Origin of the sequence: Geothermobacter hydrogeniphilus (genome assembly GCF_002093115.1) — a bacterium.
Lineage (GTDB): Bacteria > Desulfobacterota > Desulfuromonadia > Desulfuromonadales > Geothermobacteraceae > Geothermobacter_A > Geothermobacter_A hydrogeniphilus.
Map to the genome: position 1 here is coordinate 71,209 of NZ_NAAD01000007.1, position 23,087 is coordinate 94,295.

The following is a 23,087-nucleotide window of genomic DNA, read 5'->3' on the forward strand; positions in this document are numbered from 1 at the left end:
GTCGGGCGGGCTATCCGGTTCGGCGACGGCACCGGTTCTCCACGAAGTCGATCACCTTCTGTTCCAGATGAACATTGTCGAAGCGGTTGATGCGCGGGATGCCGCCGGGGCTGACACAGTTGATCTCGACCAGTTTTCCGCCGATGATGTCAATGCCGACGAGGTAGAGGCCGTCCCGGATCAATTTCGGGCGGATGACGTCACAGATATGCCTTTCCGCTTCGGTCGGTTGATGGGCAAATTCATGTCCGCCGGCGCGGATGTTGGCGCGGAAATCGGTGCCGTGGGGCATCCGCCGCATGGCGCCGAGGATTTCCCCGTTCAGCAGCATGATGCGCACATCCCCTTCCGTGCGTACCGCGTCCAGGTATTCCTGCACCATCACCGGTTCACGACGGTTATAGGGTTCGTAGATACGCACATAGAAGTTGAGCAGTGAGTTGAGGTTCTCCGGGTCCCGGGCATTGACCTTGATCACCCCCTGGCCGCCGAAGCTGTTGAGCGGTTTCATTACCATGGTGCCGCCGAAGTCGTCGATCACCTTGCGCAACCGCGCCGGATCACGGGAAACATGGGTTTCCGGGATGATGTCGGGGAAATTGAGGGTATAGAGCTTGCTGTTGCCGAGCATCTGTCCGGCCAGACTGTTGAGAATCAGGATCCGATCTTCAACGGAAGAGAGCAGTTCCATCACTTCATGGAGCAACGGCGGGTTCTTGCGCAGGAAGAGAGCGTCGAGTTCAGCGACCTCTTCGAAGATCAGTTGTTCCCTGTCGACACAATCGATAGCCGCCCGCCAGTATTCGCGCAGAGCGAGACCCTCTTCGGCAACAATCTCTTTCATCCGGCCGACCACGGCATTGTCGCGGATGTAGAGATCGTGCGGCTGCAGGAAAAAAACCTGGTGACCACGTCGATAGCACTCGTACATCAGCAGCAGGCTGGTTTCGGTGTCGGGGTCGATATGTCCGAGGGCTCCCCTGAGAAAGGCGATGCGCATGATATTTTCCCCATCAAGCGAATCGGGTGACGACCCGATTCATGATATTTTCCTGAATCGGTGAGTTTCTGTTGGATGGAGAGTGCAAGTCCTTGGCCTGGATACGATTTTCAAAAATCGGAGGCGCACCCTCAGGTTCGCCGGTGATTTTTGGGAAGCGTAGACAGGTCAATGACTTGTGCTCTTCGCCGACGTGAAGCTCACTGATTCAGGATTTTAAAAGGCTTGTCGGGAACTATATCATGAAAAGAGGAATCAGCAGCCCTGTCTGCCGGGATCTCAGCGAAACAAAATGTCATAATGAAATGCCATAGTTGACTTGCCGGGCAGTATCGAGCAGAGTTAAGACACTTGTCTTCATCGGAGAGGCTTCGGGCAGGAACTGGTGCGGAGGCGGAAGGGGCAGACCGGTCTATGAAAAATCTGGTTGTTCGTTGGTTCAAGGTTGATGAGGACGAATTTGCCCAGTTCTTCTGGATGACCTCGCTGCTGCTTTTTATCCGTGCCGCCAGTATCCTGCTGAACAATTATGCCGAAACGGCTTTTCTGAAGCGTTTCGGGGTGGAGTACCTGCCGCTTATGACCGCGGTCAATGCGGTGGTCACCTTCGTCCTGATGAGCCTGCTCGGCAGTGCCCTGGTGCGGGGGCGCGGCGATCGCCTGATCGGGCGCTGCCTGATCGCTTTCAGCCTGGTGGTCGGGCTGATGCGGTTTGTGGTCCCCCTGGACCTGAGTCTGGTTTATCCGTTCCTTTATATTCTGAAGTCCCAGCTGGATGTCCTCCTGGTCTTCCTGTTCTGGAATCTGGCCAACGACCTGTTCAGTACCCGACAGTCAAAAAGGCTTTTTCCGCTGATAACCGCGGGCGGCATTGTCGGGGGAATCGCCGGCAGTTCCGTCACCCCGCTCATCGCGCAGCTGGTGTCTCTGGACAACCTGCTGCTGGTTTTTCCACTGCTCAGCCTGGCGGCGGTTTTGAGCGCCTGGCGCCTGGGGCTTGCCGCGCCGGGGGATTTGTCAGGCAAGGATCAGCAGCAGGCCGGTGACAGGACGTCGTTGCTGCAGGAGTTCAAAATGGTCGGGCCGCTGATCAGGTCCTCGACCCTGGCCCAGGTGCTGCTGGTCCTGACCCTGTTGCCGAATGTGGTTATTCCAATTCTGAACTACCAGTTCAATTTTGTTGTCAACCAGACCTTTCCCAGTGAAGCGGGGATGCTCAGCTTCTACAGTTATTTTCGCGGCGCGCAAAATCTGATTTCACTGCTGCTGATCCTTTTCGTCGGTCGGATCTACGGTCGGTTCGGTCTGCCGGTGGCGCTGATGTTCCACCCCTTCAACTATCTGATTTCCTTTTTCGCCTACCTGTTTCAGTTCAATATCTTCTCAGCGATCTATGCCGGAACGTCGGTGGGCGTCCTGCGCAGGACGATTAACGGTCCGGCTACTACGGTCCTCTATGGCCTGCTGAAACCGGAGAGTCGGGCGATACTGCGGCCCTTTTTACGAGGGACGGTGGTGCGTTGCGGCATCCTGATCGGCGCCGGAATCGTCTGGGGAGGAACCCAGATCGTCCATCCACGCTACCTTTCCGTGATCGCCATCGGTCTGGTTGCCGTCTGGTTGGCCGCCACGGTCCTGCTGAAAAGGCGGTATTCCCTGATCCTGCTCGATCTCATTCGGGGAAAACTGCCCGATTTCTACCGGATGAACAGAAGAGACCTGCAGAATCTGTTTCGCGGCGTTGATGTCGGACCGGTATTGCTGGAGCGGTTCCGCAAGAGCGAGGGCGACGAGGCGCTCTGGTACGCGGAAGCGCTGCATACCAACAAGGTCGCCGGCCTGGATGACGCCATCCTTGAGCGGTTGCCCGAGCTGGACACGGCCACCTGCGTGCGGCTGCTTCCCTTTCTTGAACAGCCGGACCGGGATCGGATGCTGGCGGTCTTCGGCCGACTGGCCGATCCCGGCCGATCAGAATTGCTGATCGCGCTTTCGCAGACGGTCAAACGGATTCTGGATGAGATGCCGGTGGTCGCCGAGCGTCGCCTGTTCGCCAGGGCGACGGATCCGGAGGTCAAGGCCTGTCTGGTCGGGTGGATGAAGAAAGAGGATCCCGACGGGTTGAAACGGCTGCTGGACAACTGGCTGGATTCGGAGAACCTTGCCGAACGACGGGCCGCGGTTGTGGCCATCAGGGATCAGCGTCTTGATGACTATGCCGATATCGTTTATCGCCTGCTTGACTCTGAAGAAGATCCGTCCCTGCTGGCTCTCGGCCTTCACGCCCTGGCGGATTTCGATTTTCCCGACCGGGCTGACAGAGTGCGTCCCTTTCTCAGGCATGCGGTGGCGCAGGTGCGGGCTGCCGCGCTTGAATCCCTTCCCCTTTCCGCGGAAAAAGATGTTCAGAGCCTGATCCCGCTGCTGGGGGATTTCGAGGGCCCGATTCGGAAGGCGGCGATAAGGCGCCTGAGCGGACTTGCCAGGCCGTTGCAGCCTGTACTGGTTGATGCCATGGGCTCGTGCAGCCGCCGGGTTCTGGATGGCCTCTTTCAGGTTCTGCAGGCCCTGGAAATCGATGAACTTGATATGGTCAGGTTTTGTCGGCGGCAGGTCACGGAGGCGTACCGGTTGGTTGATCTGGCCCGCTGGCTGGAGGGCACGCCGGCGTGTACCGCGCAGGAACTGTTGGTGATCCACCTGGAAGAATTGCGTCAGCAGCGGGTGGAAAATGTCATTCGTGGTCTGGCCGCGCGAGATGAGAGCGGGCAGATAGACACGATTCTGCATGGTCTCGCCGGGCAGGGTCGGGAGCGTGAGGACAGCCTCGAGGCCCTGGAATCGCTGGTTGATCAGCGTCTCTGGAAAATCCTTCTGCCGCTGCTCGAAAACTGGTCGACAGTCGACCGGCTGAAGGCGGGAAACCGATTTCTGCGCCATCTTGATCCGTCGAAAAGCCGGAAACAGGCTGTCGAAAGGTTGTTGCGGGAAGAAAATGCCGCGAGCGTGATTCTGACCCTCGAAATGCTTCATTCCCTGGGTCAGGTCGCGACTTTTCGGTCCCGTATTGAAGAGGTGGTGAACTCCGATAACGAGTTTGTTGCGGCCATGGCCGTAGGAGTCCTGAGCGCTCCGAAGGAGGAGGTTGTGAACGAAGAAAATACCAGGATGGATTTACCTGAACGGATGATGTACCTCCGCAAGGTCGACCTGTTTCAGGATCTTCCGGTTAACGAGTTGACGGCGGTTGCCATGGTGGCCGGCGAAGCGGAGTTTGTTCCGGATACCCTGATTCTCGGCGGCAGTCTCGGTTGTCGTGGCAGTCATCAAACCTGCGATTGTCTGCATATCCTGGTCAGTGGAGAAGTGGCGATTGAGCAGCAGCGGAGCGATGGTGAATCGGTTGTTTTTGCCCAGTGGGGGGCCGGACAGACTTTTGGTCTTGCCGCCCTGTTCGGTGTGCCCGAGATGTCCCTCAGGGTCAGAGCGATCACTGACGTGCTGGTTCTGCAGATCTTCCGGCAGGATTTTACGGCGCTGTGCAAGGAGTTCCCCGAGATCCCCCTGCGGTTGTGCCAGGTTCTCGCCGTCCGATTGGGGGGAGTTGTCGACGAGTTGAGTCGGGTGGCGCAGGATTGTAAGCAGGGGAACGGGGAAGAACCGCAAAGCTGTACCGGGCACCAGTGCGGCGAGGAGGAAAAAAAATGAAAAATACCGAAATTATCTATCACTATACCGCTCCGGAGCAGCTGACCGTGGAACAGTTGGATGAGGTCTGCCGCCTGGTTGAAGCCGGCGGCGGGGTAGACAGCCGCTGGCTTCGCCATAACCTGGAAAGAGCCTACCTGATCGCCCGGGCCGAAGTCGCCGGGGAACTGGTCGGCGTTTCCAGCCTGAAGCGGCCGCGCGCGGAATATGTGCAGCGCATCCGGGAAAAACTGGGGCTGGATATCGAGGGGTTCCTGGAGCGCGGCTATACTTCGATCCGTCCCGAATACCGGGGGCTCGGTATCGGCACCACCCTGCTGGGCGGATTGACGTCCCGGGCCGAGGGGTATCATATCTATTCACTGATCCGCGAAGATGATCGTGCCACCCAGACAATTGCGCTGCGCAACCGGACAGTGAAAATCGTGGTTTTTTTCAGTGAACTGACGGGCAAGGAGCTTGGCCTGTGGATGCCGGCCAAAACGGCTGCGGCCCTCGGCCTGAAACCGATTGCAGGAGAGAATGAATCATGAAAATCACCGATCTGCGCCGTGAGCGGATTGCCGACCGGGTTCGGGTTTCCGCCCGGGTGGAGTGGGAGGACTGTGACCAGCCCGGGAGAGACGTTTTTCTGGAAACGACGGAGCGTTGCGGGTCATCCCTGAACGTCAACCCGGATACCTTCCTGGTCGGCTGCCTGGTGCCGGCCATGCATCTTGGTGAAAAACGGGTCGCAATCGATGCGGCGGTCTGTCCCGAATTGCTGGAAACCCTCGAAACCGCCATGGCCCTGCTGCACACCTGGTACGGTTCACGCTACCAACCGCTGGTGATCGAGACGGCCGGGGTACGGATGCCTGCTGCCGACCGCCCGGAACGGGCGGCGATTTTTCTCTCCGGCGGCATCGATTCTCTGAGCGCGCTGCGCCGGAATCTGCAGCGTTATCCGGCCGGGCATCCTTCGCGGGTTCGAGACGCGTTCCTGGTTCATGGATTTGATATCGGCGGGGTGGTTGAGCGCGGGTTGAAATACCCGGTTTTCGACCGTGCGGTGCAGGCGATGACAACGGTGGCCGAGGAGGCCGAACTGGAACTGATCCCGGTCTATACCAATCTGCGGCATCTCTGTGACGAGCGCGAACTCTGGCTGAAAAAATTCCATGGTGCGGTTCTGGCCGCGGTCGCCCATGGATTCACCTCCCGCATTCACCGGGTTGAACTCGCTTCGACCTGGGATCTGCAGAGCCTGGCGCCAAGCGGATCCCATCCGCTGCTGGACCCGCTTTATGGCAGCAGCGAGCTGCGGATTTACCATCGGGATGTGGAGTTGCGACGGATTGATAAATTGCGGATCGTCTCGGATTGGGAGGTTGCTTTTCAGAATTTCCGCGTCTGTCTGCAGAATGTTCCCGACCGGCTGAACTGCGGCTGGTGCGAGAAGTGTGTCCGCACCATGACCGGGCTGGTTGCTATCGGCAAGCTGGCCGAAACCCGGGCCTTTGTCGAAGATGATGTCAGTCACGAACTGCTGGACCGGACGCAGATGGCGATCAACCACCGTGATCCCTTTTATGCCGAGCTGATCGAACCCCTGCGGCAGCAACAGCGTGATGATCTGGCGGATATTATCGTTGAAAAGCTCGCGGCGGGATCTGAAAGGGGGCTGTGACAAGACGGCCTGAAAATCGGGCCGCGATTCAGAGCAGGGCGGCCCGCGGGTGGGAGGGTTGCAGATATCCTTCCCGATAAACGGTAAAGATCTCGTCAATGGCTCGGGTCAGACCCTCCTGCAGCGCCGTGAAAATTTCCGGGTGAAGCGTCCCGCTGTGTTCGTCGCAGTAGACTTTCTTGATTTCGAGGCAGAGGGTCAGGGCCTGTGGCCAGGTTCGGCTGACCCAGTTGACAAAACGGCCGCGGCCTTCGAAGACGTCATTTTCCGCCACGCTGGTTGTGATCCCGGGCAGGTTGATGTCGGCCATCCCGGAGAGGAAATAATCCAGCAGCCGGCGGTGAGCGGTGACGTCGACACTGCAGGTGCCGAGGTTGAAGAGCGGGGTTTCGCGGGTGAGCTTCGAGCCGTTATAGGAATGCAGATCGAGTACCAGGCAGGAACCGTACCGGGCGATCAGCTGTTCAATCAGAGTGCCGACCAGCCGGTAGAAGCGGCGGTGGCGGGCGATGGCCCGGCGGCGGTCTGGGTGCTGCCCGTTGCGCCAGACCTTGCGGCCGAAAATTTCATTGGCCGTGGCATACGGCTCCGCCCGGTTCAGGTCGTAGAAATAGCGTGATTCGAGACCGGAGAAGACCAGCGGCAGGTTTTCCAGCAGGCGCGCGGTGTGCGGGTCTTCCTCGAAACGACGTTCGGTGGCGGAAAGCAGGCATTCATCTTCCAGGTTGGCGGGAAAGGCCGCGCCGTCATGCAGGGCGACGCAGACCAGCGGCAGATAGGTGTTGATCCTGACGGCGCAGATCCCGTCCACCGTCGGGGTGGAAAACGGGGTCTGGTGACGCAGATGACGCAGGGCTTCCGCCAGGCGGATCGGCGGTGCAGCAGCGGCGGCGTCCGGCGAAACCGGCACCAGTTCCGGACAGCATCTGTATTTCAGGTCATGGGGCATGGCCAACAATCCATTCCGCGCACTTAATGAATCACTCTAGCATATCAGAGCCTTGCGGCGGATGCTCGGTTTTTAACCGCCGGACAGGAATTCTTCATCCTGCAAGGCGTTTTAGTACGCCGGCTTGAAACTTTCAGCCTGGGCCATCAGCCAGTAACGGGCGTAGACCGGGTGTTCGGTTCCCTCCAGCAGTTCCCCCTTTTCGAGACGGGTATAGAGTTCGGCGTAGGTCTTGATGCCGACCGTTCCGGTACGTTGAAAGATGTGGGAGGGCTGCAGTTCGCGGGGATGATCGAGGCCGACGGCGGCGATGATTTCATTCAGGACGCGCAGACTGTTGCGGTGGTAGTTGCAGACCCGGTCGGCCTTGATGTCGGGATCGAGGGCTTTCTGCAGCTCCCGGTTCTGGGTGGCGACGCCGACCGGGCAGTGGTTGGTGTGGCACTCCTGGGCCTGGATGCAGCCGAGGCAGAACATGAAGGAGCGGGCAGCATTGGTGTAGTCGGCACCGAAGGCGAGAGCGGCACCGATGGAGCCGGCGGTGGCAATCTTGCCGCTGGCGCCGATCTTGATCCGGTCCCGCAGGTTGCAGCCGACCAGGGCGTTGTGGACGAAGGTCTGTCCTTCCCGCAACGGGAAGCCGAGCCGGTCGGAGAATTCCAGCGGGGCGGCACCGGTTCCTCCCTCGGCGCCGTCGACGACAATGAAGTCAGGCCCGGTGCCGACTTCGAGCATCGCCTTGCAGATGGCGAGGAATTCCCAGGGATGGCCGAGACAGAACTTGAAGCCGACCGGTTTGCCGCCGGACAGTTCCCGCAGCCGGGCGATGAATTCGATCAACTCCAGCGGGGTCGAGAAGGCGGAGTGATAGGCCGGCGAGACGCAGTCGATGCCCATCGGAATTTTTCGGGTCTCGGCAATTTCCGCGGTAATCTTGGCGGCCGGCAGGATGCCGCCGTGTCCCGGCTTGGCGCCTTGGGAGAGCTTGATCTCGATCATCTTGACCTGGTCATCGGCGGCGGTCTCGGCGAACAGGCCGGGATCGAAGCTGCCGTCCGCGGCCCGGCAGCCGAAGTAGCCGCTGCCGATCTGCCAGACCAGGTTGCCGCCCGGCTGTCGGTGGTAGCGGCTGATCGCTCCCTCGCCGGTGGTGTGGTAGAAGTTTCCTTTGCGGGCCCCCTTGTTGAGTGCCAGGATGGCGTTGGCGCTCAGCGAGCCGAAGCTCATGGCCGAGATATTGAAGATCGAGGCCGAGTAGGGCCGGCCGCAGTCGGGCCCGCCGATTTCAACCCGGGGAAGATCTTCGGCGACCGGGCGTGGTGCTATGGAATGTCCGACCCAGACATGGGTCGGGCTGTAGACATCGAGTTCGGTGCCGAAGGCCTTTTTGGCCTCGATATTCTTTGCCCGCTGGTAAACCAGGGACCGGAAATCGCGGTCGAAGGGTTTGCCCTCCTTGTTGCTCTCGACGATATATTGCCGCAGGGCCGGCCCCAGGCCCTCGATGAAGTAGCGCATTCGGCCCCAGATCGGATAGTTGCGCGGCAGACTGCGTTTTTTCTGTTTCTGGTCGTAAACACCCAGCAGCACCGCGGCGCCGAAGAGCAGGAATAAAAGGAAAAACCAGATGCTGACGAAACTGAGCAACAGGCAGAGCAGGGAAAGAACGATGCTGGCCTGAAAGGGGACAAGACGGTAGCGATAGTCCATGGGTGGTTTCCTCGTGCGGCAGTCAGGGTTTCAGCCCGTCCGTGAGAGATGAGGTGTCATTAAAAAGTTCCGGCGAAGGTCAGCAGGGCATTGGCAAAGGTTCAGGTCCCGGCATAGTCGAGTGCCGGCAACGGACTTTTGGCAGCTTCATTGACGACGTTGAGGGCCGGGGTGCTGGTCATGGCCCCGGTGGTGCAGCCAGGCAGCAGCCGGTACCCGGCCGAAAGTCGGGTGGACCGAGCGCAGACAGCCGATCAGGATACCGGAAAAGAGCCCCCCTCCGGTGCCGCCGAGACCGACGAAGAGGTTCCCACCTTTGACCAGGATACACCCGGCACGATAGGACGACAATGCCGAAGGCAACGGTCAGCAGGTCGGTTTCTTCGACCTCGGTGTCGAAATGACCGATTCTGATCGGCCAGCGGGGTTACTGGGCCAGAGGGACCCGCTTGGCCAGTTCCGCACGGGCGATGGCCTCCAGTTTATTTTCAATCTGCAGGTAGCGGAACAGTTTCTTGCCCGGCAGAACCTTGGAGAATTTCTGCATGTATTTTTTCAAGGTCGCGGTACGAGCTTCCCGGATATTGAAATATTCCTCGACAATCTTGGCGGCCTGATCGTCGGTCAGGGTCTGGTAGGTCGACGCGTAGGCGACAATCAGCCTGGCGGCCTGCTGGTTGATCATGAACTGTTCTTCCTGAAATTGTGTGAAGACCGGCCAGAAGGCTGTTGCTTCCTGGTCGGTAAGTTCGAGATTTTCCATCACGACCAGTTTCTTCTGGTCGAACATGATCTTTTTCTTCAAGGCATCCGGATTGTTGTCAGCCAGGGCGGACAAGGGTGCCGTCAGCAGAAAACAGGCAAATAACAGGGTTGACACGATACGCATGGAAATATCCTTTCTGACGAATAGGAGGTTGCGGAAAAATACGCGCCGGGTTTCTGCCCGGCGCGCGCTGATCAATCAGCTGTTCTTTTCCGGAGACGGCACTTTGAAGAAAATGCAGTAGAGCACCGGCACCACCAGCATGGTCAGCACCGTCCCGAAGGCCAGTCCGGCCATGATGGTGACCGCCATGCTGACCCAGAAGACGTCCTGCAGCAGCGGAATAACCCCGAGTACGGTGGTGGCAGCCGCCAGCACCACCGGTCGCAGACGGGAGATGGCGGCCATCATGATGGCGTCATACTGCGATTTCCCGTCGGCGAGCTGGATGTTGACTTCGTCGAGCAGCACGATGGCATTCTTGATCATCATTCCCGCTAGGCTCATGGCACCGAGCAGGGCCATGAAACCGAAGGCGGCCTTGAAGGTCAGCAGCCCGGCGGTGATACCGACCAGGGCGAAGGGAATGGTCAGCAGAATAACCAGTGGCGGCCGGAAGGCGTTGAACAGGGCGATGATAATGAACAGGATGATGCCCACCGCCGGGACCACCCCGGGCAGCAACGCTTTTTGCGATTTGGCCGAGTCTTCCGGCTCTCCGCCCCAGGCCCAGGAGTAGCCCGGCGGCATCTTGATCGCTTCGATCTTGTCCTGGACCCTGGCCAGCAGGGTCGGCAGGGTCACCCCGAGGACGGGGTTGGCCTGCACGGTGATCGTCCGGCGCCGGTCCCGGCGCCAGATCTTGGCGTTTTCCCAGCGCAGTTCAACACCGTCGACCAGCTGTGCCAGGGGTATGGTGCTGGTTGAGAAGGCCGGCTGGACCTGCAGTACGTCGAAGGACTCGACATTGTCGCGATCTTCTTCGGTGTGCCGCAAAATGATCGGCAGCAGATTGTCCTGTTCCCGGTAAAGGCCGATGGGACGGCCGTCGAAGGCGCGTTTGGTAGCGTTGGCGAGATCCTCGCGGCTGACGCCGGCCAGTCGGGCCCGTTCCTGGTTGTAAACCGGCACCAGGATGGGTTTCATCTGCCGCCAGTCGGTCTGCATCGCCGCGACCAGCGGTTCCTGTCGCAGGATATCGAGAACCTGGTCCGCCAGCCCGCGCAGGACATCGGTATCGGCGATCGCCGGGCCGCTGATGCGGAACTGGAACTTCCACGCCTGGACCACGCCGACCCCGTATTTCTGCATCTGCACCAGGGCGTTGGGATAGTGGTCCGCCACCCAGGGTGTCAATTCCCTGATCAGGCCGTCGATTTGTCTGAAGTTATTGAGATTGACGATCAACTGGCCGTAGGAGGGGTCGGCCGATTCCGGTTCCACCGGCAGGTAGAAGCGGGGGGGACCGGCACCGATGAAGGCGGCGACGCTCTCGACACGGTCATCTTCGAGCAGTTTTTTCTGTAGAATATCGAGGTTTTCGGCAACGTTGTAGATGCTGGTACCCTGCGGCGCATAGTAGTCGATCATGAATTTGCTCATCGACGAGTCGGGGAAGAAGGTCCGGTCGACATTTTTGAAGCCGACGATTGAAAGCACCAGCAAACCGATCATTCCGGCCATGAAGGGCAGTCGGAAACGGATCGCTTTCTCCAGCAGCCCGCGGTAGATGGTAAACAGTTTGCCGCCGTAGGCATCCTGCCCCGGTTCATTCATCTTGGGGTCGGGCAGCATGTCCAGACATTTGATCGGCGTCAGGGTCATCGAGATCACCCAACTGAACAGCAGCGAAATGCCGACCACCTGAAACAGCGAGAGACAGTATTCGCCGGTACTCTCCTTCGAGCCACCGATCGGATAGAAGGCCATCACGGCAATGATGGTCGCCCCGAGCAACGGCATCGCCGGGGCCCTGGCGGCTTCGATCGCCGCCTGAACCCGTTCCATTCCCTGTTGACGACGGACGACGAAGCCGTCAGCGACGACAATCGAGTTGTCGACCATCATTCCCAGGGCGATGACCAGGGCGCCGAGGGACATGCGTTGCAGGTCGATTCCCATGATCGCCATGACGATCATAGTGCCGAGGATGGTCAGGATCAGGTCAAGACCGATCAGTACGCCCATCCGCCAGCCCATGGAAACCGCCAGGACGATCAGGACGATGGCGACCGCTTCGGCCAGGTTGATGAAAAAGCCTTTCACCGAGGTATCGACAATATCGGACATCCAGTGAACGTGGTGCAGATCCAGGCCGATCGGCAGGTCGGCTTCCAATTCCGCCAGGCGTTTGTCGACCGCCTTGCCGACATCGACGATATTGGCTCCGGAAACGTTGGTGATTGACAGCGCGATGGCCGGCTGGCCGTTCAGTTTCATCATGGTCGCCGGCGGATCCTGGTAGCCGGTGTGAACCGTGCCGATGTCACGGATGCGGATCATCTCGTCTGTTCCGGTTTGCGACAGGCCTTTTTCGAAATTCTGCAGGCGATCGACCAGAGAGGGATGAATGGTCAGGTTGGCGATGTCTTCCGGGGAGGTAAACTCACCGGTCGGAGTGATCCGCAGCCGTTCGTTCTGGACGTCAACATAGCCGGCATCGACCACCATGTTCTGCTGTTTCAGGGTGTTGATGACGCTGGCATCGGACAATCCGAACTGACTGAGCTGAGTTTCGGAGGTCTCCAGGTAGATGACCTTCGGCTGCACGCCCCAGAGTTCAACCCGGGCGACGCCCTTGACCAGGCTCAGTTCCTTTTTCAGGTTCTTGGCGGCTGTTTCCATCTCTGCATAGCTGAAACCGTCGCCGGTAATCGCCATCAGCAGACCATAGACATCGCCAAAATCGTCGTTGACCACGGGACGTCCGGCTCCGGGCGGCAGCTGATTCTCAACTTCCCGCACCTTGCGGCGCATCTCGTCCCAGACCTGGCGCAGCTGTTCCGACCAGATGTCGGGTTTGATGTTGACCCAGATCTGCGAATAGCCGGGCGCCGAAAAGGACTTCAGGTAATCGACCGTTTTGAGTTGCTGCAGGGCCAGTTCGATCCGGTCGGTGACTTCCAGCTCAACCTCTTCGGCGCTGGCGCCGGGGTACTGGGTGACGATAACGGCCGTCTTGATGCTGAATTCCGGATCTTCCAGCTGGCCGAGACTGAAGAAGCTGGCGATCCCGGCGACCACCAGCAGGGCGGTGGCGAAATAGGAGACGGCCTTCTTTTCTATGGCAAGTTTGGCAAGGCTCACGCGCGCATCTCCTCTTTAATTCAGCAGTTTGACCTGCTGGCCGTCATCCAGGGAATGAGCACCGGCGGTGACGATCAATTCGCCGCCCTTCAGGCCTTCGAGAATGACTACTCCGTTCCTGGTGACCCGGCCGACCTTGACCGGCTGACTGTGGACCTTTTTGCTCCCCTCATCGACAATCCAGACCTTGGTGCCGGACTCGTCGTCCAGAATTGCGCTCATCGGGATCACCGGCCCGGAGTCCGCCCCCGCCGGCAGGTCGCCGGAAACCTTGTCGGCCCAGGCCTTGCCGGCCATGCCGGGGAGGATACGCAGACCTTCCGGCTGGTCCATGATCAGGGTGATCGGATAGGTGCGGGTGGTCCTGGAGGCCTCTTTGCCAATTTCCTTGACGCGGGCGGGGATATCAACCTCGGGAAAGGCATCGAAGCGGACGTAGGCCTTTTCAACCTCTCCCGCCAGCGAGATAAGGTTTTCCGGGATGTTGACGACGAACTCGATCTGCCGGGTGTCAACCAGGCGCACGACCGGTTGTTTGGACCGTATTTCCTGGAAGTTGTCGACGAACGTTTCAACCACGGTGCCGTCGAAGGGGGCTTTCAACCGGGTGTACTGCAGGGTGTCCCGGGCGGCATCAACCGCGGCTTTCAGGGACTGCACCTGGGCCCGGGCGCTGTCGAGCTCCCCCTTTTTGGCATCGATCATCGCCTGACTGATGGCGCCCGGATCTTTCTGCTGGATACGGACGACCCGCTGGTAGTCGTTCCGGGCCAGTTGCTGGGCGGCAAGCGTCTTTTTCAGTTGTCCCCGGACATTGTCGAGTTCCACTTCAAAATCGCGTGGATCAAGGCTGGCGAGGATGTCTCCCTTTTTGACTTCATCCCCGACTTTGGCGGGAAAGGTTTTCAGCTTGCCGCTGATCCGGAAGGAGAGGTTGACTTCCTGGGTCGCCCTGGCCTTGCCGGGAAAGGTCCGACCGGAGAGTTTCTCCAGACTGTCGGTCACGCGCATGGTTTTGACTGGGCGGATGGCCGGTTCCTTGACCTCTTCCTTCTTGCCGCAACCGGTCAGCGGGAGCAGGAAAAGGACCGTCAGGGCGGAGACCGTGATTTTGCTAGAGAGCTTCATGATTCACCTGTTCAGAAATGAAGGTTGAAAGAATGAAGGTTTTTCGTTCTCCGGGTGTTTACCAATCCGGCAGGCGCCAGGAGGGCTTCGTGTCCGGTTGCAGCAGTTTCCCCCAGTCGGTGCGTTCCGCCATCTGTTTGCGGGTTTCGTCATTGACCAGGGGAGTGTCGCCGCGGATCTGCCAGCCGCCGCCGAGGGCTTTGTACAGGCCGACCAGGTCAAGGACCACGCTGCCGTTGGTTTCGATATAGCGATCCTGGGCTGCCGCCAGCACCCGCTGGGTGTCCAGCACCCGTTGGTAGTCGACCACCCCTTCACGGTACTGGATCAGGGCGATATCGACCGAACGCTTCGAAGCGGCGACGCTGTCGGCGAGAAAGCGGGACTGTTCCTGGTCCTTGAGGAAGGCGATCATCTCATCCTCGACTTCCCGGGCGGCGCGCAGCACGGTGTTCTGGTAATTGACCGCCAGCTGCTGGAAGCGGGCGTCCTGGATACGGACCTGGTTCTTGATGCGGCCGTAATTGAAGATGTCCCAGCTGAAGGTCGGCCCGGCAAACAGCTCCAGGCTGTCGCCGTTGAACAGATCGCTGAAGCTGCTGCCGCCGATTCCACCGGCCTTGGTGAGGCCGGCGTTGCTGGAACGCAGGCCGATGGAACCGACCAGCGAGAAATGCGGGTAGAGGTCGGCCCTGGCAACGCCGATCAGGGCGCTCTGGGCGGCCGCCTGCAGTTCGGCGCGGCGGACGTCGGGTCGCCGGCGCAGCAGCTCGGCGGGAACGCCGACCGCGACTTCAGCGGGAACCTGGGGGATTTTCGGTGGTCCGGCGAGAAGGTCATCGAGATTGCTCGGCGGCATCCCGAGCAGGGTTGACAGGGCGTTGGTGGTCTGGCGCAGGACGGTTTCCAGTCGCGGCACCAGGGCCTGGGTGTCGCGCAGCAGGGACACTGCCTGCTGGACATCGAGTTCGGTGACCAGCCCCCCCTCGAAGCGTGCCCGGGCGATTTCCAGCGAGCGCTTCTGGATGGCGATATTTTCGTTGGCGATGGCAATCCGTTCCTGCAGCTCGCGAATCAGGGTGTAGCTGCGGGCAACCTCGGCGGTCAGGGCGACCAGTACGTCGTCGTAGCTGGCGATGGCGGCGATGTAGCCGGCATCGGCGGCTTCGATTCCGCGGCGGAACTTGCCCCAGAAATCGAGTTCCCAGGCGGCGTCGAAGCCTGCCGTATAGTCGGTATAGTTGAGATCGGCCTGCAGGGTGTTGGCACCGTTTTTACTGCCGTTGATGATGGTCGCGCCGCCGCCGACCCGCTGCTGCTGCGGGTAGAACTGGCCGGTGACCAGGCCGAGCTGGGCCCGGGCTTCGAGGACCCGCAGCCCGGTTACCTGCAGGTCGAGGTTCTGCTGATAGGCCTTCTTGATAAGGTCGTTGAGGACCGGGTCATTGAAAAGCTGCCACCATTCGGGACGCTGTTCAGCTTCCGGACGTAACTGGGTTCCCGTCTGGTCGAGCCAACTGTCCGCTACCGGGGCCTCCGGCTTGACGAAATCGGGGCCGACCATGGTGCAGCCGGCATTGAAGGTCAGCAGACCCAGCAGGAGCAACGGGATAATGTACGGAACTTTACGTCGGAATGGAGCCGCAACATCGGGACCGGACGAGGCGTGTCCCCCTGACAGACATGGCATCAACTTCGTCCTCCCCATGGGTTTCGGTTGAAACGAACTTGCAGACCAGCGCTTCAAATTAAAAACCAAATTTGACTTTTTTCAAGCTAAGCCATAAATAATTAAGTGGAATCTCCGGCGGGAGGATGAGTTCCCGCTGAAATTTGGTTAAACTGTGTGGCCGCTCAGTTCGAACGAAAAAAGCATGTTTCGGTGAGCCGTCACTCCGGCAGATCATTTGGTGGAGACATGCTGCTGGACCCGCGAATGGAGGGTAGACGGTTGACAACAGAGTTCTCCCGGACCCGTGCCGCGGTATCCTGGTATCGTCATCAGCGCTTCCTGGTCCTGTTGATTGTCCTCCTGGCGGCCATTGCCCTTTCGCCCCTGTTCGGCAACAGGAAGCTGCTGGGGCTGCTCTCGGATGTTTTTCTGACCCTGTTTTTTCTCGGCGGCCTCTGGGCGGTCAGTCAGCAGCGTGCCATTCTCCTGACAGGAGTTAGTTCTGGCCCTGCCGATGCTGGTCTATACCTGGTCCGTTCATTTCATTCACCTGTATTGGCTCACAATAATCGGCTGTTCGTGTGGAATCCTGTTTCTGCTGTTGCTGGTGGTCAGTATCCTGAAGTTCATTTTTCAACCCCGGCGGGTCACCCTGGAACTGATCCACGCGGAGGTTGTCGTCTACCTGCTGATCGGACTTTGCGGGATCTTCATCTATGGCCTGATCAAGGTTATGCATCCCGGTTCCTTCAGTCATGCCAATCCGAGTTCCTCCTCTTTCGTCTTTTCCTATTTCAGCTTCGTTACCCTGACCATCCTCGGTTACGGAGACATCTCCCCGATTGCGCAGGTGGCGCAATCTTCGGCGATTCTCGAGGCAATCATCGGCCAGCTCTACCTGACGGTGCTGGTTGCCCGACTGGTGGGCATGCAGATCGCCCAGGGGGATGCCGGGGAGGATTGCTCCCGTGATCACGGATGCGGGTTCGACATTATCCGCTAAACTGTTAAGCTGAGCCGGTCGAGTTCATCACTGAGCCGGAAAAAGGAAGGAAACCCATGGATGACCTGAAAAACGAGATTGACTGGAGCCGCTATGAGGCGGTGCTGTTTGACCTGGATGGAGTCCTCACCGCGACCGCGAAAATCCATTCCATCTGCTGGAAGCGGATGTTCGATGCCTTTCTCAAACGGCGCGCCGCTGAACGTAATGAATCCTTTGAGCCCTTTGACGCCGATCAGGATTACAAGGCCTACGTCGATGGCCGGCTGCGTTACGACGGGGTCCGTTTTTTTCTCGCTTCGCGCGGTATCGAACTGCCGGAAGGGGCGGTGGACGACCCGCCGGAACGAGAGACGGTCTGCGGTCTCGGCAATCGCAAGGATGCCATGGTCGGTGAGATTCTCGCCGCCGAGCAGGTCGACGTGTTCGAGGGGTCTATCCGCCTGGTGCGCTGGCTGCTGCAGCAGGGGATCCGTACCGCGGTGGTGTCGGCGAGCAAGAACTGTCCGGCGGTGCTGCAGGCGGCGGGGATCGCCGAAATGTTTGAGCAGCGGATCGACGGCCATGTCGCCGAAGCCCTCTGTCTTCCGGGCAAGCCGGCTCCCGACACCTATCTCAAGGCCGCCGAGATTCTCGGTATCGCCCCGGAAAAAGCGGTGGTGGTTGAAGATGCCATCTCCGGAGTGCAGGCCGGTCGGGCCGGGGGGTTCGGCCTGGTGATCGGTGTCGATCGACATGGTGATGCCGAGCGACTGGCCGACCATGGTGCCGATATCGTGGTCAAGGATCTTGGCGAACTGGTCCCGGAAACAGCGAATCCGCAGGAGTTCTGAACGATGATCCGCCACGAAACTCTCAATCCTCCACCGCATCTCTATCCGATCAACGAGTGGAAGATCATCGAGACCGCCTACTATGAGCCCTTCCTGGCCCAGACCGAGACGATTTTCGCCATCGGCAACGGCTACCTCGGGATGCGCGGCAATCATGTCGAGGGCCGCCCCAGTTTTCAGAACGGCACCTTCATCAACGGTTTTCACGAGACCTGGCCGATCGTTTACGGTGAGAAAGCCTACGGCTTCGCCGAAACCGGCCAGACCATGCTCAACGTCACCGATGCCAAGCAGATCAAGCTCTATGTCGATGACGAACCCTTTTATCTGCCGACCGCCAGCCTGCAGCTCTACGAGCGGGTTCTCGACATGCGGGCCGGGACGCTTGATCGCGAAGTGTTGTGGGAAACCGCTTCGGGCAAGCGGGTGCTGATCGAGAGTCGGCGGCTTGTTTCTTTCGAACACCGCCACGTGGCGGCAATCTCCTACCAGGTGACGGTCCTCAACGCCGAGGCGCCGGTGGTGATTTCCTCCAAGGTTCTTGACGGCCAGGCGAACCAGGCCGGGGCGGATGACCCGCGTCAGGCCCGGGGGGTCGGTTCCCAGGTGCTGGTCCCGCAGGAGCGGTCCCGCAGGGACCAGCGCCTGATGCTGGCCCACCGGGTGGCCAACAGCGGCATGACGCTCGCCTGCGGGGTTGACCACGTGTTGCAGACCGATTGTCGGTACCAGGTCGACTCGGAGTGGTTTGAGCAGGGCGGCAAGGTGGTTTTTTCGATCACCGCCCGGCCGGGGCAGCCGATTCAGCTGTACAAGTTCATCAGCTACCACAGTTCACGCAGCGCGCCGACCGCCGAGCTCTGTGAACGGGCCGACCGGACCCTGAACCGTGTTCTCGCCGGCGGGTTCGACAGCCTGGTTAAGAGCCAGCGGGCTTACCTTGATGATTTCTGGGCGCGCAGCGATGTCGAAATTGAGGGTGACCCCGCGCTGCACAAGCGCCCCGCGGGAGAGATGCAGCAGGCCCTGCGATGGAATCTGTTTCAGATTCTGCAGGCCTCGGCGCGTGCCGAGGGCGCGGGGATTCCGGCCAAGGGCCTGACCGGTCAGACCTACGAGGGTCATTATTTCTGGGATACCGAAATTTACGTGATGCCGTTTCTGACCTACACTGCCCCGCGAGTGGCGCGCAACCTGTTGAAATTCAGGCATTCAATGCTCGAACGGGCTCGCAAAAGGGCTCGGGAAGTGAACCAGGAGGGAGCACTTTTCCCCTGGAGGACCATCAACGGTGAAGAAGCGTCGGCTTATTATGCCGCCGGCACCGCGCAGTACCATATCAATGCCGATATCGTCTACGCGTTGAAGAAGTATGTCGAGGCGAGCGATGATATCTCCCTGCTCTACAACGAGGGGGCCGAGATTCTGGTGGAAACCGCCCGCCTCTGGTACGATCTCGGCTTTTTCAATCCGCGCGAGCAGGGGCAGTTCTGCATCCATGGCGTCACCGGGCCCGACGAGTACACCACGGTGGTCAACAACAACACCTACACCAACCTGATGGCGCGCATGAACCTGCTGTTTGCCGCCGAAACCGTGACCCGCATGCGGCAGGAAGCTCCCGACTACTACGCCACCCTGAGGCATCGTACCGGGCTGCGGGAGTCGGAGATCTGTGACTGGGGCAAGGCGGCGGCGCGCATGTATATCCCCTATGACGAGGAGACCGGTATCCACCCGCAGGATGACAATTTCCTCGACCGGGAGATCTGGGACCTGACCAAGACGCCGAGGGACAAATTTCCGTTGCTGCTCTATTACCATCCACTGGTCATCTATCGCCATCAGGTGATCAAGCAGGCGGATATCGTGCTGGCCATGTTTCTGCTCGGCAGCGAATTTTCCGCCGGGGAAAAGAAACGTAATTTTGAATATTACGATCCCCTGACCACGGGGGATTCCTCCCTCTCGGCCTGTATCCAGAGCATTGTCGCCGCCGAAATCGGCGATATGGAAAAAGCCCTGCGCTACGCGCGGTACGCGGTGCTGATGGATCTGGCCGATGTCGGCGGCAACGTCCGTGACGGCTGCCATATCGCTTCGATGGGCGGCACCTGGATGGTGGTGGTCTACGGTTTTGCCGGCATGCGCGATGATCACGGCGAGATCAGTTTTCGGCCTCACCTGCCGCCGGCGATCCGCAGGCTGCGTTTTTCGCTGACGATCCGTGGTCAGCTGCTGGATATCGAGATGAACCAGCAGCAGGTGACCTATCTGCTGCGTGACGGGAAGGGGCTTGATATCCGCCATGAACAGCAGGCCCTGACCCTGATTCCCGACCAGCCGGTGAGCTTCCCCCTGGCGCCGGTCGCAGCAGCCTGAGGTTTTCTCCCATGGCTCTCAAGTTTCGAGGCAAGCTGCTCACCCTGCTGCTGGTCATCGCCTTGGCCCCGCTGATTCTCAGTTCGGTGCTGCATGGACTGTCGATGCGGCAGCTGGGTCGTCAGCTGGCCGCCGAAACCCGTACCTACCTGGAGCGCAGCGCCCTGGAACACCTGCAGAGCATGGTTGACAACTACAACCTGCTGCTGCAGCGGGACCGGACCTTCCTGACCGCCGCCCTGAACTTCCAGGTCCGGGAGGTGGAGCGGCGGCTGGCGGCGAAGGAGCCGTCGATGCCGGCTCTTCAGGCCAGCGTCAGTGTCGCCGATTTTGACGCCGGCCGGGGCCCGTCCGATCTGGCCCCCTCTGAACGACACCTCCATTTCGGGCGGAATGGCGAGCTGACGCCGATGCCGGTCAGTTTCAGCGTGCAGTCCTACCATGTCGCGCCGGGCGGGTCATCATCCGCTGACGGTCTGGCACGCTTGGGGGACATGCCGGAGGTCTACAATTTTTTCCGTCGGCTGCGTCCCGACCTGTTTCAGTGGCAGTATACGTCTCTGCAGAGCGGCCTGCATACCAGCTATCCCGGTCATGGCGGCATCCCGGCCGACTTTGACCCCCGCACCCGTCCCTGGTATCGCCAGGCCCGGGAGGCCGACGCGCCGGTGCGGCTGATGCTCGGGGACGCGACCACCCATCGGCTGATGCTGGTGCTGGCGGCTCCGGTCCACAACCCGGACGGCAGTTTTGCCGGTGTGACCGGGATCGACATCGCTTCCGATCGACCTCTCAGTGACTGGCGGCTGCCCGAAGCATGGGCCCAGGCTGCCGATACCATGGTCCTCAGTTTTCACCCGGACGCGGCACTGGACAAAAAACTGGAGATCATGCTCCACGGCAGGGAAGATACGCGTCGCTACCTCTGGCGGCAGGCCGAGCCGAAAAACTATCTCGTTTCCGCCGACCGGGAGAAGATGGCAGCCCTCTGTGATGACCTGGCCAACGGGCAGGGTGGGGTGCGCAAACTCAGTTATCGTGGAGAACAGGCTTACTGGGCCTATGCGACAGCGGCTCCGGGGGAGCCGGTGGCACTGGTCGTGGTTCCCTATGAGCTGGTCACGGCTCAGGCTGAAAAGGCCGGGAGCTATGTCCTGCAGCAGGTGGTGCAGGGGTTGCGGGTCGCCGGGATTCTGCTGCTGGTCGTTATCGCCTGGGTGGTGGTTACCGCAGTTCTGCGGGCGCGGGCCGTGACCCGGCCGGTGGCCGGTCTGGCCGCTGCCGCCGGGAAGCTGGCCGAGGGGGATTTCAACGCGCGGGTCGAAATCCGCACCGGGGATGAATTCGAAGAACTCGGGGAGGCCTTCAACCGGGTCGGTCCCCAGTTGCAGGAACGACAGCAGATGAAGCAGTCGCTACTGGTGGCACGGGAGATTCAGCAGCTGCTGTTGCCGGACAAGATCCCCGACTTCCCCGGGCTGCAGATCGCCGCCGGCATCAGCTACTGTGATGAAATCGGCGGCGATTACTATGATTTTATTCATTCGGACGAAAATAGCCTCGGAGTCGTGGTCGGCGATGTGGTTGGGCACGGGGTCGGTGCCGCCCTGCTGATGGCCTCGGTCAGTGGAGCACTGCGTTCTTCGGTGGCTTCCGGAAACGACAATCTCGAAGCGCTGTTTGATCGGCTCAATCACTATCTTTCCGAGGATGTCGGTGACACCCGTTTCATGACCCTCTTCTATGCCCGTTTCGATCTCGCCCGGCAGTCCCTCTGCTGGATTTCGGCGGGTCACGGTCCGGTTTATTACTACCGTGCCGATTGTCGGAGCATCGAGGAGCTGTCGGTGGTCGGCGTGCCGCTCGGCATCATGAACGATGCCGACTATCCCGAAAGCTGTCGCGAGGCCCTGCGTCCGGGGGATGTGCTGGCAATCGGCACCGACGGTATCTGGGAAGCGCGCAATGCAGCCGGGGAGCAGTTCGGTGAGGATCGGTTCCTGGAACTGCTGCGGGATAACGTCTCTGCTCCGGCCGAGGAGATTTACCGGGTCATTATCGGCGCGGTGCATGATTTTCTCGGCAAGAAGGCGCAGGAGGACGACATTACTCTTGTGATCGTCAAGGCAACCTGATAATTTTCATGAGGGGATCCTGAATTGTCGGATTGATTCAGGTCTGTGGGTTTCTACAAGGAGTTGTGATGATGTCCCGTTCGTTCTTTTTCCGTCTGACGCCGGTCCTTGTGCTGTTGCTGCTCGGTGGTTGTGCCCCGAAGCCGGAATATTCGCAGAATTTCAGTCCGACCACCGATTTTTCCCGTTTCAAAACCTGGAACTGGGAGGACGAGAAATCGGTGCTGGCCGACAACCTCCTTGGCCAGGATCCGATGCAGCGACTGGTGCGCAAGGCGGTGACTCACGAGCTGGAATCCCGGGGGCTCAGGCTGGTGATGGAAAACCCCGATCTGCTGGTCAGTTACCGGGGCAACGTTTTCAAGGCGGTCTACGCTAATCCGAAGGCGACCGGTTTTACTTCGCAGGTGGCCTGGGAACAGAACGACAGCGGCAGTTGGTTCCGTCGCTCCTCGCGCGAAGGAGTGCTGACCATCTTCCTGCTCGACCCGCAGACCAGGCAGCCGGTCTGGTCGGCGACCGGCCGCGAGCCGATTGCTGATGAAAGCGAGGCCCGGCGCAAGATTCCAGGTGTCGTGCGGACCCTGCTCTCATCCTTTCCGCCGCAGCGCCGATAGATCGATGCGTCGGCCGGCGGGGATGCCTTGTCTGTTGCTGGGCGCCTGCAGGATACCGGTCGGCCCTCCTTTCATTCGATCCCTTCCTCCGGGGACCACAGCCCCTTCCTTTCTCGCTTCATGACCGGTTTATTGAGGTCGGTGACCTTATTTCTCCCGGCAGCCCGGCGGTGCGGTGATGGCCGCCAACCTTCCCCGGTCACTGCAGG

General features: G+C 60.0%; 15 protein-coding genes and 1 pseudogene. 8 read left to right on the forward strand and 8 right to left on the reverse strand.

Annotated features, from left to right (window positions below; genetic code table 11):
* Positions 1 to 10: 10 nt before the first annotated feature.
* Entirely contained in the window at positions 11 to 1,000 is a 990-nt protein-coding gene (locus B5V00_RS07305; RefSeq protein ID WP_085010114.1) for an ATP-grasp domain-containing protein, read from the reverse strand.
* 414 nt (positions 1,001 to 1,414) lie between these two features.
* On the opposite strand from B5V00_RS07305, the gene B5V00_RS07310 reads away from it, so the two are divergent.
* From B5V00_RS07310 to B5V00_RS07320, 3 genes are read left to right on the forward strand one after another with little or no spacing between them, the layout of a single operon-like run.
* Complete coding sequence (locus B5V00_RS07310) at positions 1,415 to 4,708, forward strand: Npt1/Npt2 family nucleotide transporter (RefSeq protein ID WP_085010115.1); 3,294 nt, start codon at positions 1,415 to 1,417, stop codon at positions 4,706 to 4,708.
* A complete protein-coding gene (locus B5V00_RS07315) occupies positions 4,705 to 5,241 on the forward strand; it encodes a GNAT family N-acetyltransferase (RefSeq protein WP_085010116.1) in 537 nt (178 codons plus the stop codon). The genes B5V00_RS07310 and B5V00_RS07315 overlap by 4 nt, the downstream gene beginning before the upstream one ends.
* A complete protein-coding gene (locus tag B5V00_RS07320) occupies positions 5,238 to 6,377 on the forward strand; it encodes a hypothetical protein (RefSeq protein WP_085010117.1) in 1,140 nt (379 codons plus the stop codon). Before B5V00_RS07315 ends, B5V00_RS07320 begins: the two co-directional genes overlap by 4 nt.
* Before the next feature lie 28 nt (positions 6,378 to 6,405).
* On the opposite strand, the gene B5V00_RS07325 is transcribed toward B5V00_RS07320, so the two are convergent.
* The 7 genes and pseudogenes from B5V00_RS07325 to B5V00_RS07350 all read right to left on the reverse strand — a co-directional run bounded on the left by B5V00_RS07325 (position 6,406) and on the right by B5V00_RS07350 (position 15,926).
* On the reverse strand, positions 6,406 to 7,326 hold the full coding sequence (locus B5V00_RS07325; protein WP_085010118.1) for an N-formylglutamate amidohydrolase: 921 nt from the start codon (positions 7,324 to 7,326) through the stop codon (positions 6,406 to 6,408).
* Positions 7,327 to 7,437: 111 nt separating this feature from the next.
* Positions 7,438 to 9,036 carry an FMN-binding glutamate synthase family protein gene (locus tag B5V00_RS07330; RefSeq protein ID WP_085010119.1) on the reverse strand — a complete coding sequence of 533 codons (1,599 nt, stop codon included), beginning with the start codon at positions 9,034 to 9,036 and terminating at the stop codon, positions 7,438 to 7,440.
* A gap of 101 nt (positions 9,037 to 9,137) precedes the next feature.
* Positions 9,138 to 9,251: pseudogene (locus B5V00_RS17570) on the reverse strand (aspartate-alanine antiporter-like transporter); the annotation flags it as partial.
* Positions 9,252 to 9,463: 212 nt separating this feature from the next.
* On the reverse strand, positions 9,464 to 9,925 hold the full coding sequence (locus B5V00_RS07335) for a hypothetical protein (protein WP_085010120.1): 462 nt from the start codon (positions 9,923 to 9,925) through the stop codon (positions 9,464 to 9,466).
* Positions 9,926 to 10,000: 75 nt separating this feature from the next.
* A complete protein-coding gene (locus tag B5V00_RS07340; RefSeq protein ID WP_085010121.1) occupies positions 10,001 to 13,108 on the reverse strand; it encodes an efflux RND transporter permease subunit in 3,108 nt (1,035 codons plus the stop codon).
* Positions 13,109 to 13,123: 15 nt separating this feature from the next.
* Positions 13,124 to 14,236 carry an efflux RND transporter periplasmic adaptor subunit gene (locus B5V00_RS07345; protein WP_085010122.1) on the reverse strand — a complete coding sequence of 371 codons (1,113 nt, stop codon included), beginning with the start codon at positions 14,234 to 14,236 and terminating at the stop codon, positions 13,124 to 13,126.
* Between the two features lie 58 nt (positions 14,237 to 14,294).
* Positions 14,295 to 15,926 carry an efflux transporter outer membrane subunit gene (locus B5V00_RS07350; RefSeq protein ID WP_139800696.1) on the reverse strand — a complete coding sequence of 544 codons (1,632 nt, stop codon included), beginning with the start codon at positions 15,924 to 15,926 and terminating at the stop codon, positions 14,295 to 14,297.
* Between the two features lie 496 nt (positions 15,927 to 16,422).
* Between B5V00_RS07350 and B5V00_RS07355 the strand changes: the two genes are divergently transcribed.
* The 5 genes from B5V00_RS07355 (at position 16,423) to B5V00_RS07375 (ending at position 22,878) form a co-directional block, all read left to right on the forward strand.
* Positions 16,423 to 16,911 carry an ion channel gene (locus B5V00_RS07355; protein WP_085010123.1) on the forward strand — a complete coding sequence of 163 codons (489 nt, stop codon included), beginning with the start codon at positions 16,423 to 16,425 and terminating at the stop codon, positions 16,909 to 16,911.
* 56 nt (positions 16,912 to 16,967) lie between these two features.
* On the forward strand, positions 16,968 to 17,744 hold the full coding sequence (locus B5V00_RS07360) for an HAD family hydrolase (protein ID WP_085010124.1): 777 nt from the start codon (positions 16,968 to 16,970) through the stop codon (positions 17,742 to 17,744).
* A gap of 3 nt (positions 17,745 to 17,747) precedes the next feature.
* Positions 17,748 to 20,126, forward strand: coding sequence for a glycoside hydrolase family 65 protein (locus B5V00_RS07365; protein ID WP_085010125.1), 2,379 nt, complete (start codon positions 17,748 to 17,750; stop codon positions 20,124 to 20,126).
* Between the two features lie 11 nt (positions 20,127 to 20,137).
* Entirely contained in the window at positions 20,138 to 22,261 is a 2,124-nt protein-coding gene (locus tag B5V00_RS07370) for a SpoIIE family protein phosphatase (protein ID WP_085010126.1), read from the forward strand.
* 68 nt (positions 22,262 to 22,329) lie between these two features.
* Positions 22,330 to 22,878 (forward strand): DUF4136 domain-containing protein, encoded by a 549-nt coding sequence (locus tag B5V00_RS07375; protein WP_085010127.1) that lies wholly within the window; start codon positions 22,330 to 22,332, stop codon positions 22,876 to 22,878.
* Positions 22,879 to 23,087: the final 209 nt, after the last annotated feature.

Excerpts from the sequence above, each read along its gene's own strand:
- B5V00_RS07305 (WP_085010114.1), bottom strand. The coding sequence starts at position 1,000 with ATGCGCATCGCCTTTCTCAGGGGAGCCCTCGGACATATCGACCCCGAC.
- B5V00_RS07310 (WP_085010115.1), top strand. The coding sequence starts at position 1,415 with ATGAAAAATCTGGTTGTTCGTTGGTTCAAGGTTGATGAGGACGAATTT.
- B5V00_RS07315 (WP_085010116.1), top strand. The coding sequence starts at position 4,705 with ATGAAAAATACCGAAATTATCTATCACTATACCGCTCCGGAGCAGCTG.
- B5V00_RS07320 (WP_085010117.1), top strand. The coding sequence starts at position 5,238 with ATGAAAATCACCGATCTGCGCCGTGAGCGGATTGCCGACCGGGTTCGG.
- B5V00_RS07325 (WP_085010118.1), bottom strand. The coding sequence starts at position 7,326 with ATGCCCCATGACCTGAAATACAGATGCTGTCCGGAACTGGTGCCGGTT.
- B5V00_RS07330 (WP_085010119.1), bottom strand. The coding sequence starts at position 9,036 with ATGGACTATCGCTACCGTCTTGTCCCCTTTCAGGCCAGCATCGTTCTT.
- B5V00_RS07335 (WP_085010120.1), bottom strand. The coding sequence starts at position 9,925 with ATGCGTATCGTGTCAACCCTGTTATTTGCCTGTTTTCTGCTGACGGCA.
- B5V00_RS07345 (WP_085010122.1), bottom strand. The coding sequence starts at position 14,236 with ATGAAGCTCTCTAGCAAAATCACGGTCTCCGCCCTGACGGTCCTTTTC.
- B5V00_RS07350 (WP_139800696.1), bottom strand. The coding sequence starts at position 15,926 with ATGCCATGTCTGTCAGGGGGACACGCCTCGTCCGGTCCCGATGTTGCG.
- B5V00_RS07355 (WP_085010123.1), top strand. The coding sequence starts at position 16,423 with ATGCTGGTCTATACCTGGTCCGTTCATTTCATTCACCTGTATTGGCTC.
- B5V00_RS07360 (WP_085010124.1), top strand. The coding sequence starts at position 16,968 with ATGGATGACCTGAAAAACGAGATTGACTGGAGCCGCTATGAGGCGGTG.
- B5V00_RS07365 (WP_085010125.1), top strand. The coding sequence starts at position 17,748 with ATGATCCGCCACGAAACTCTCAATCCTCCACCGCATCTCTATCCGATC.
- B5V00_RS07370 (WP_085010126.1), top strand. The coding sequence starts at position 20,138 with ATGGCTCTCAAGTTTCGAGGCAAGCTGCTCACCCTGCTGCTGGTCATC.
- B5V00_RS07375 (WP_085010127.1), top strand. The coding sequence starts at position 22,330 with ATGATGTCCCGTTCGTTCTTTTTCCGTCTGACGCCGGTCCTTGTGCTG.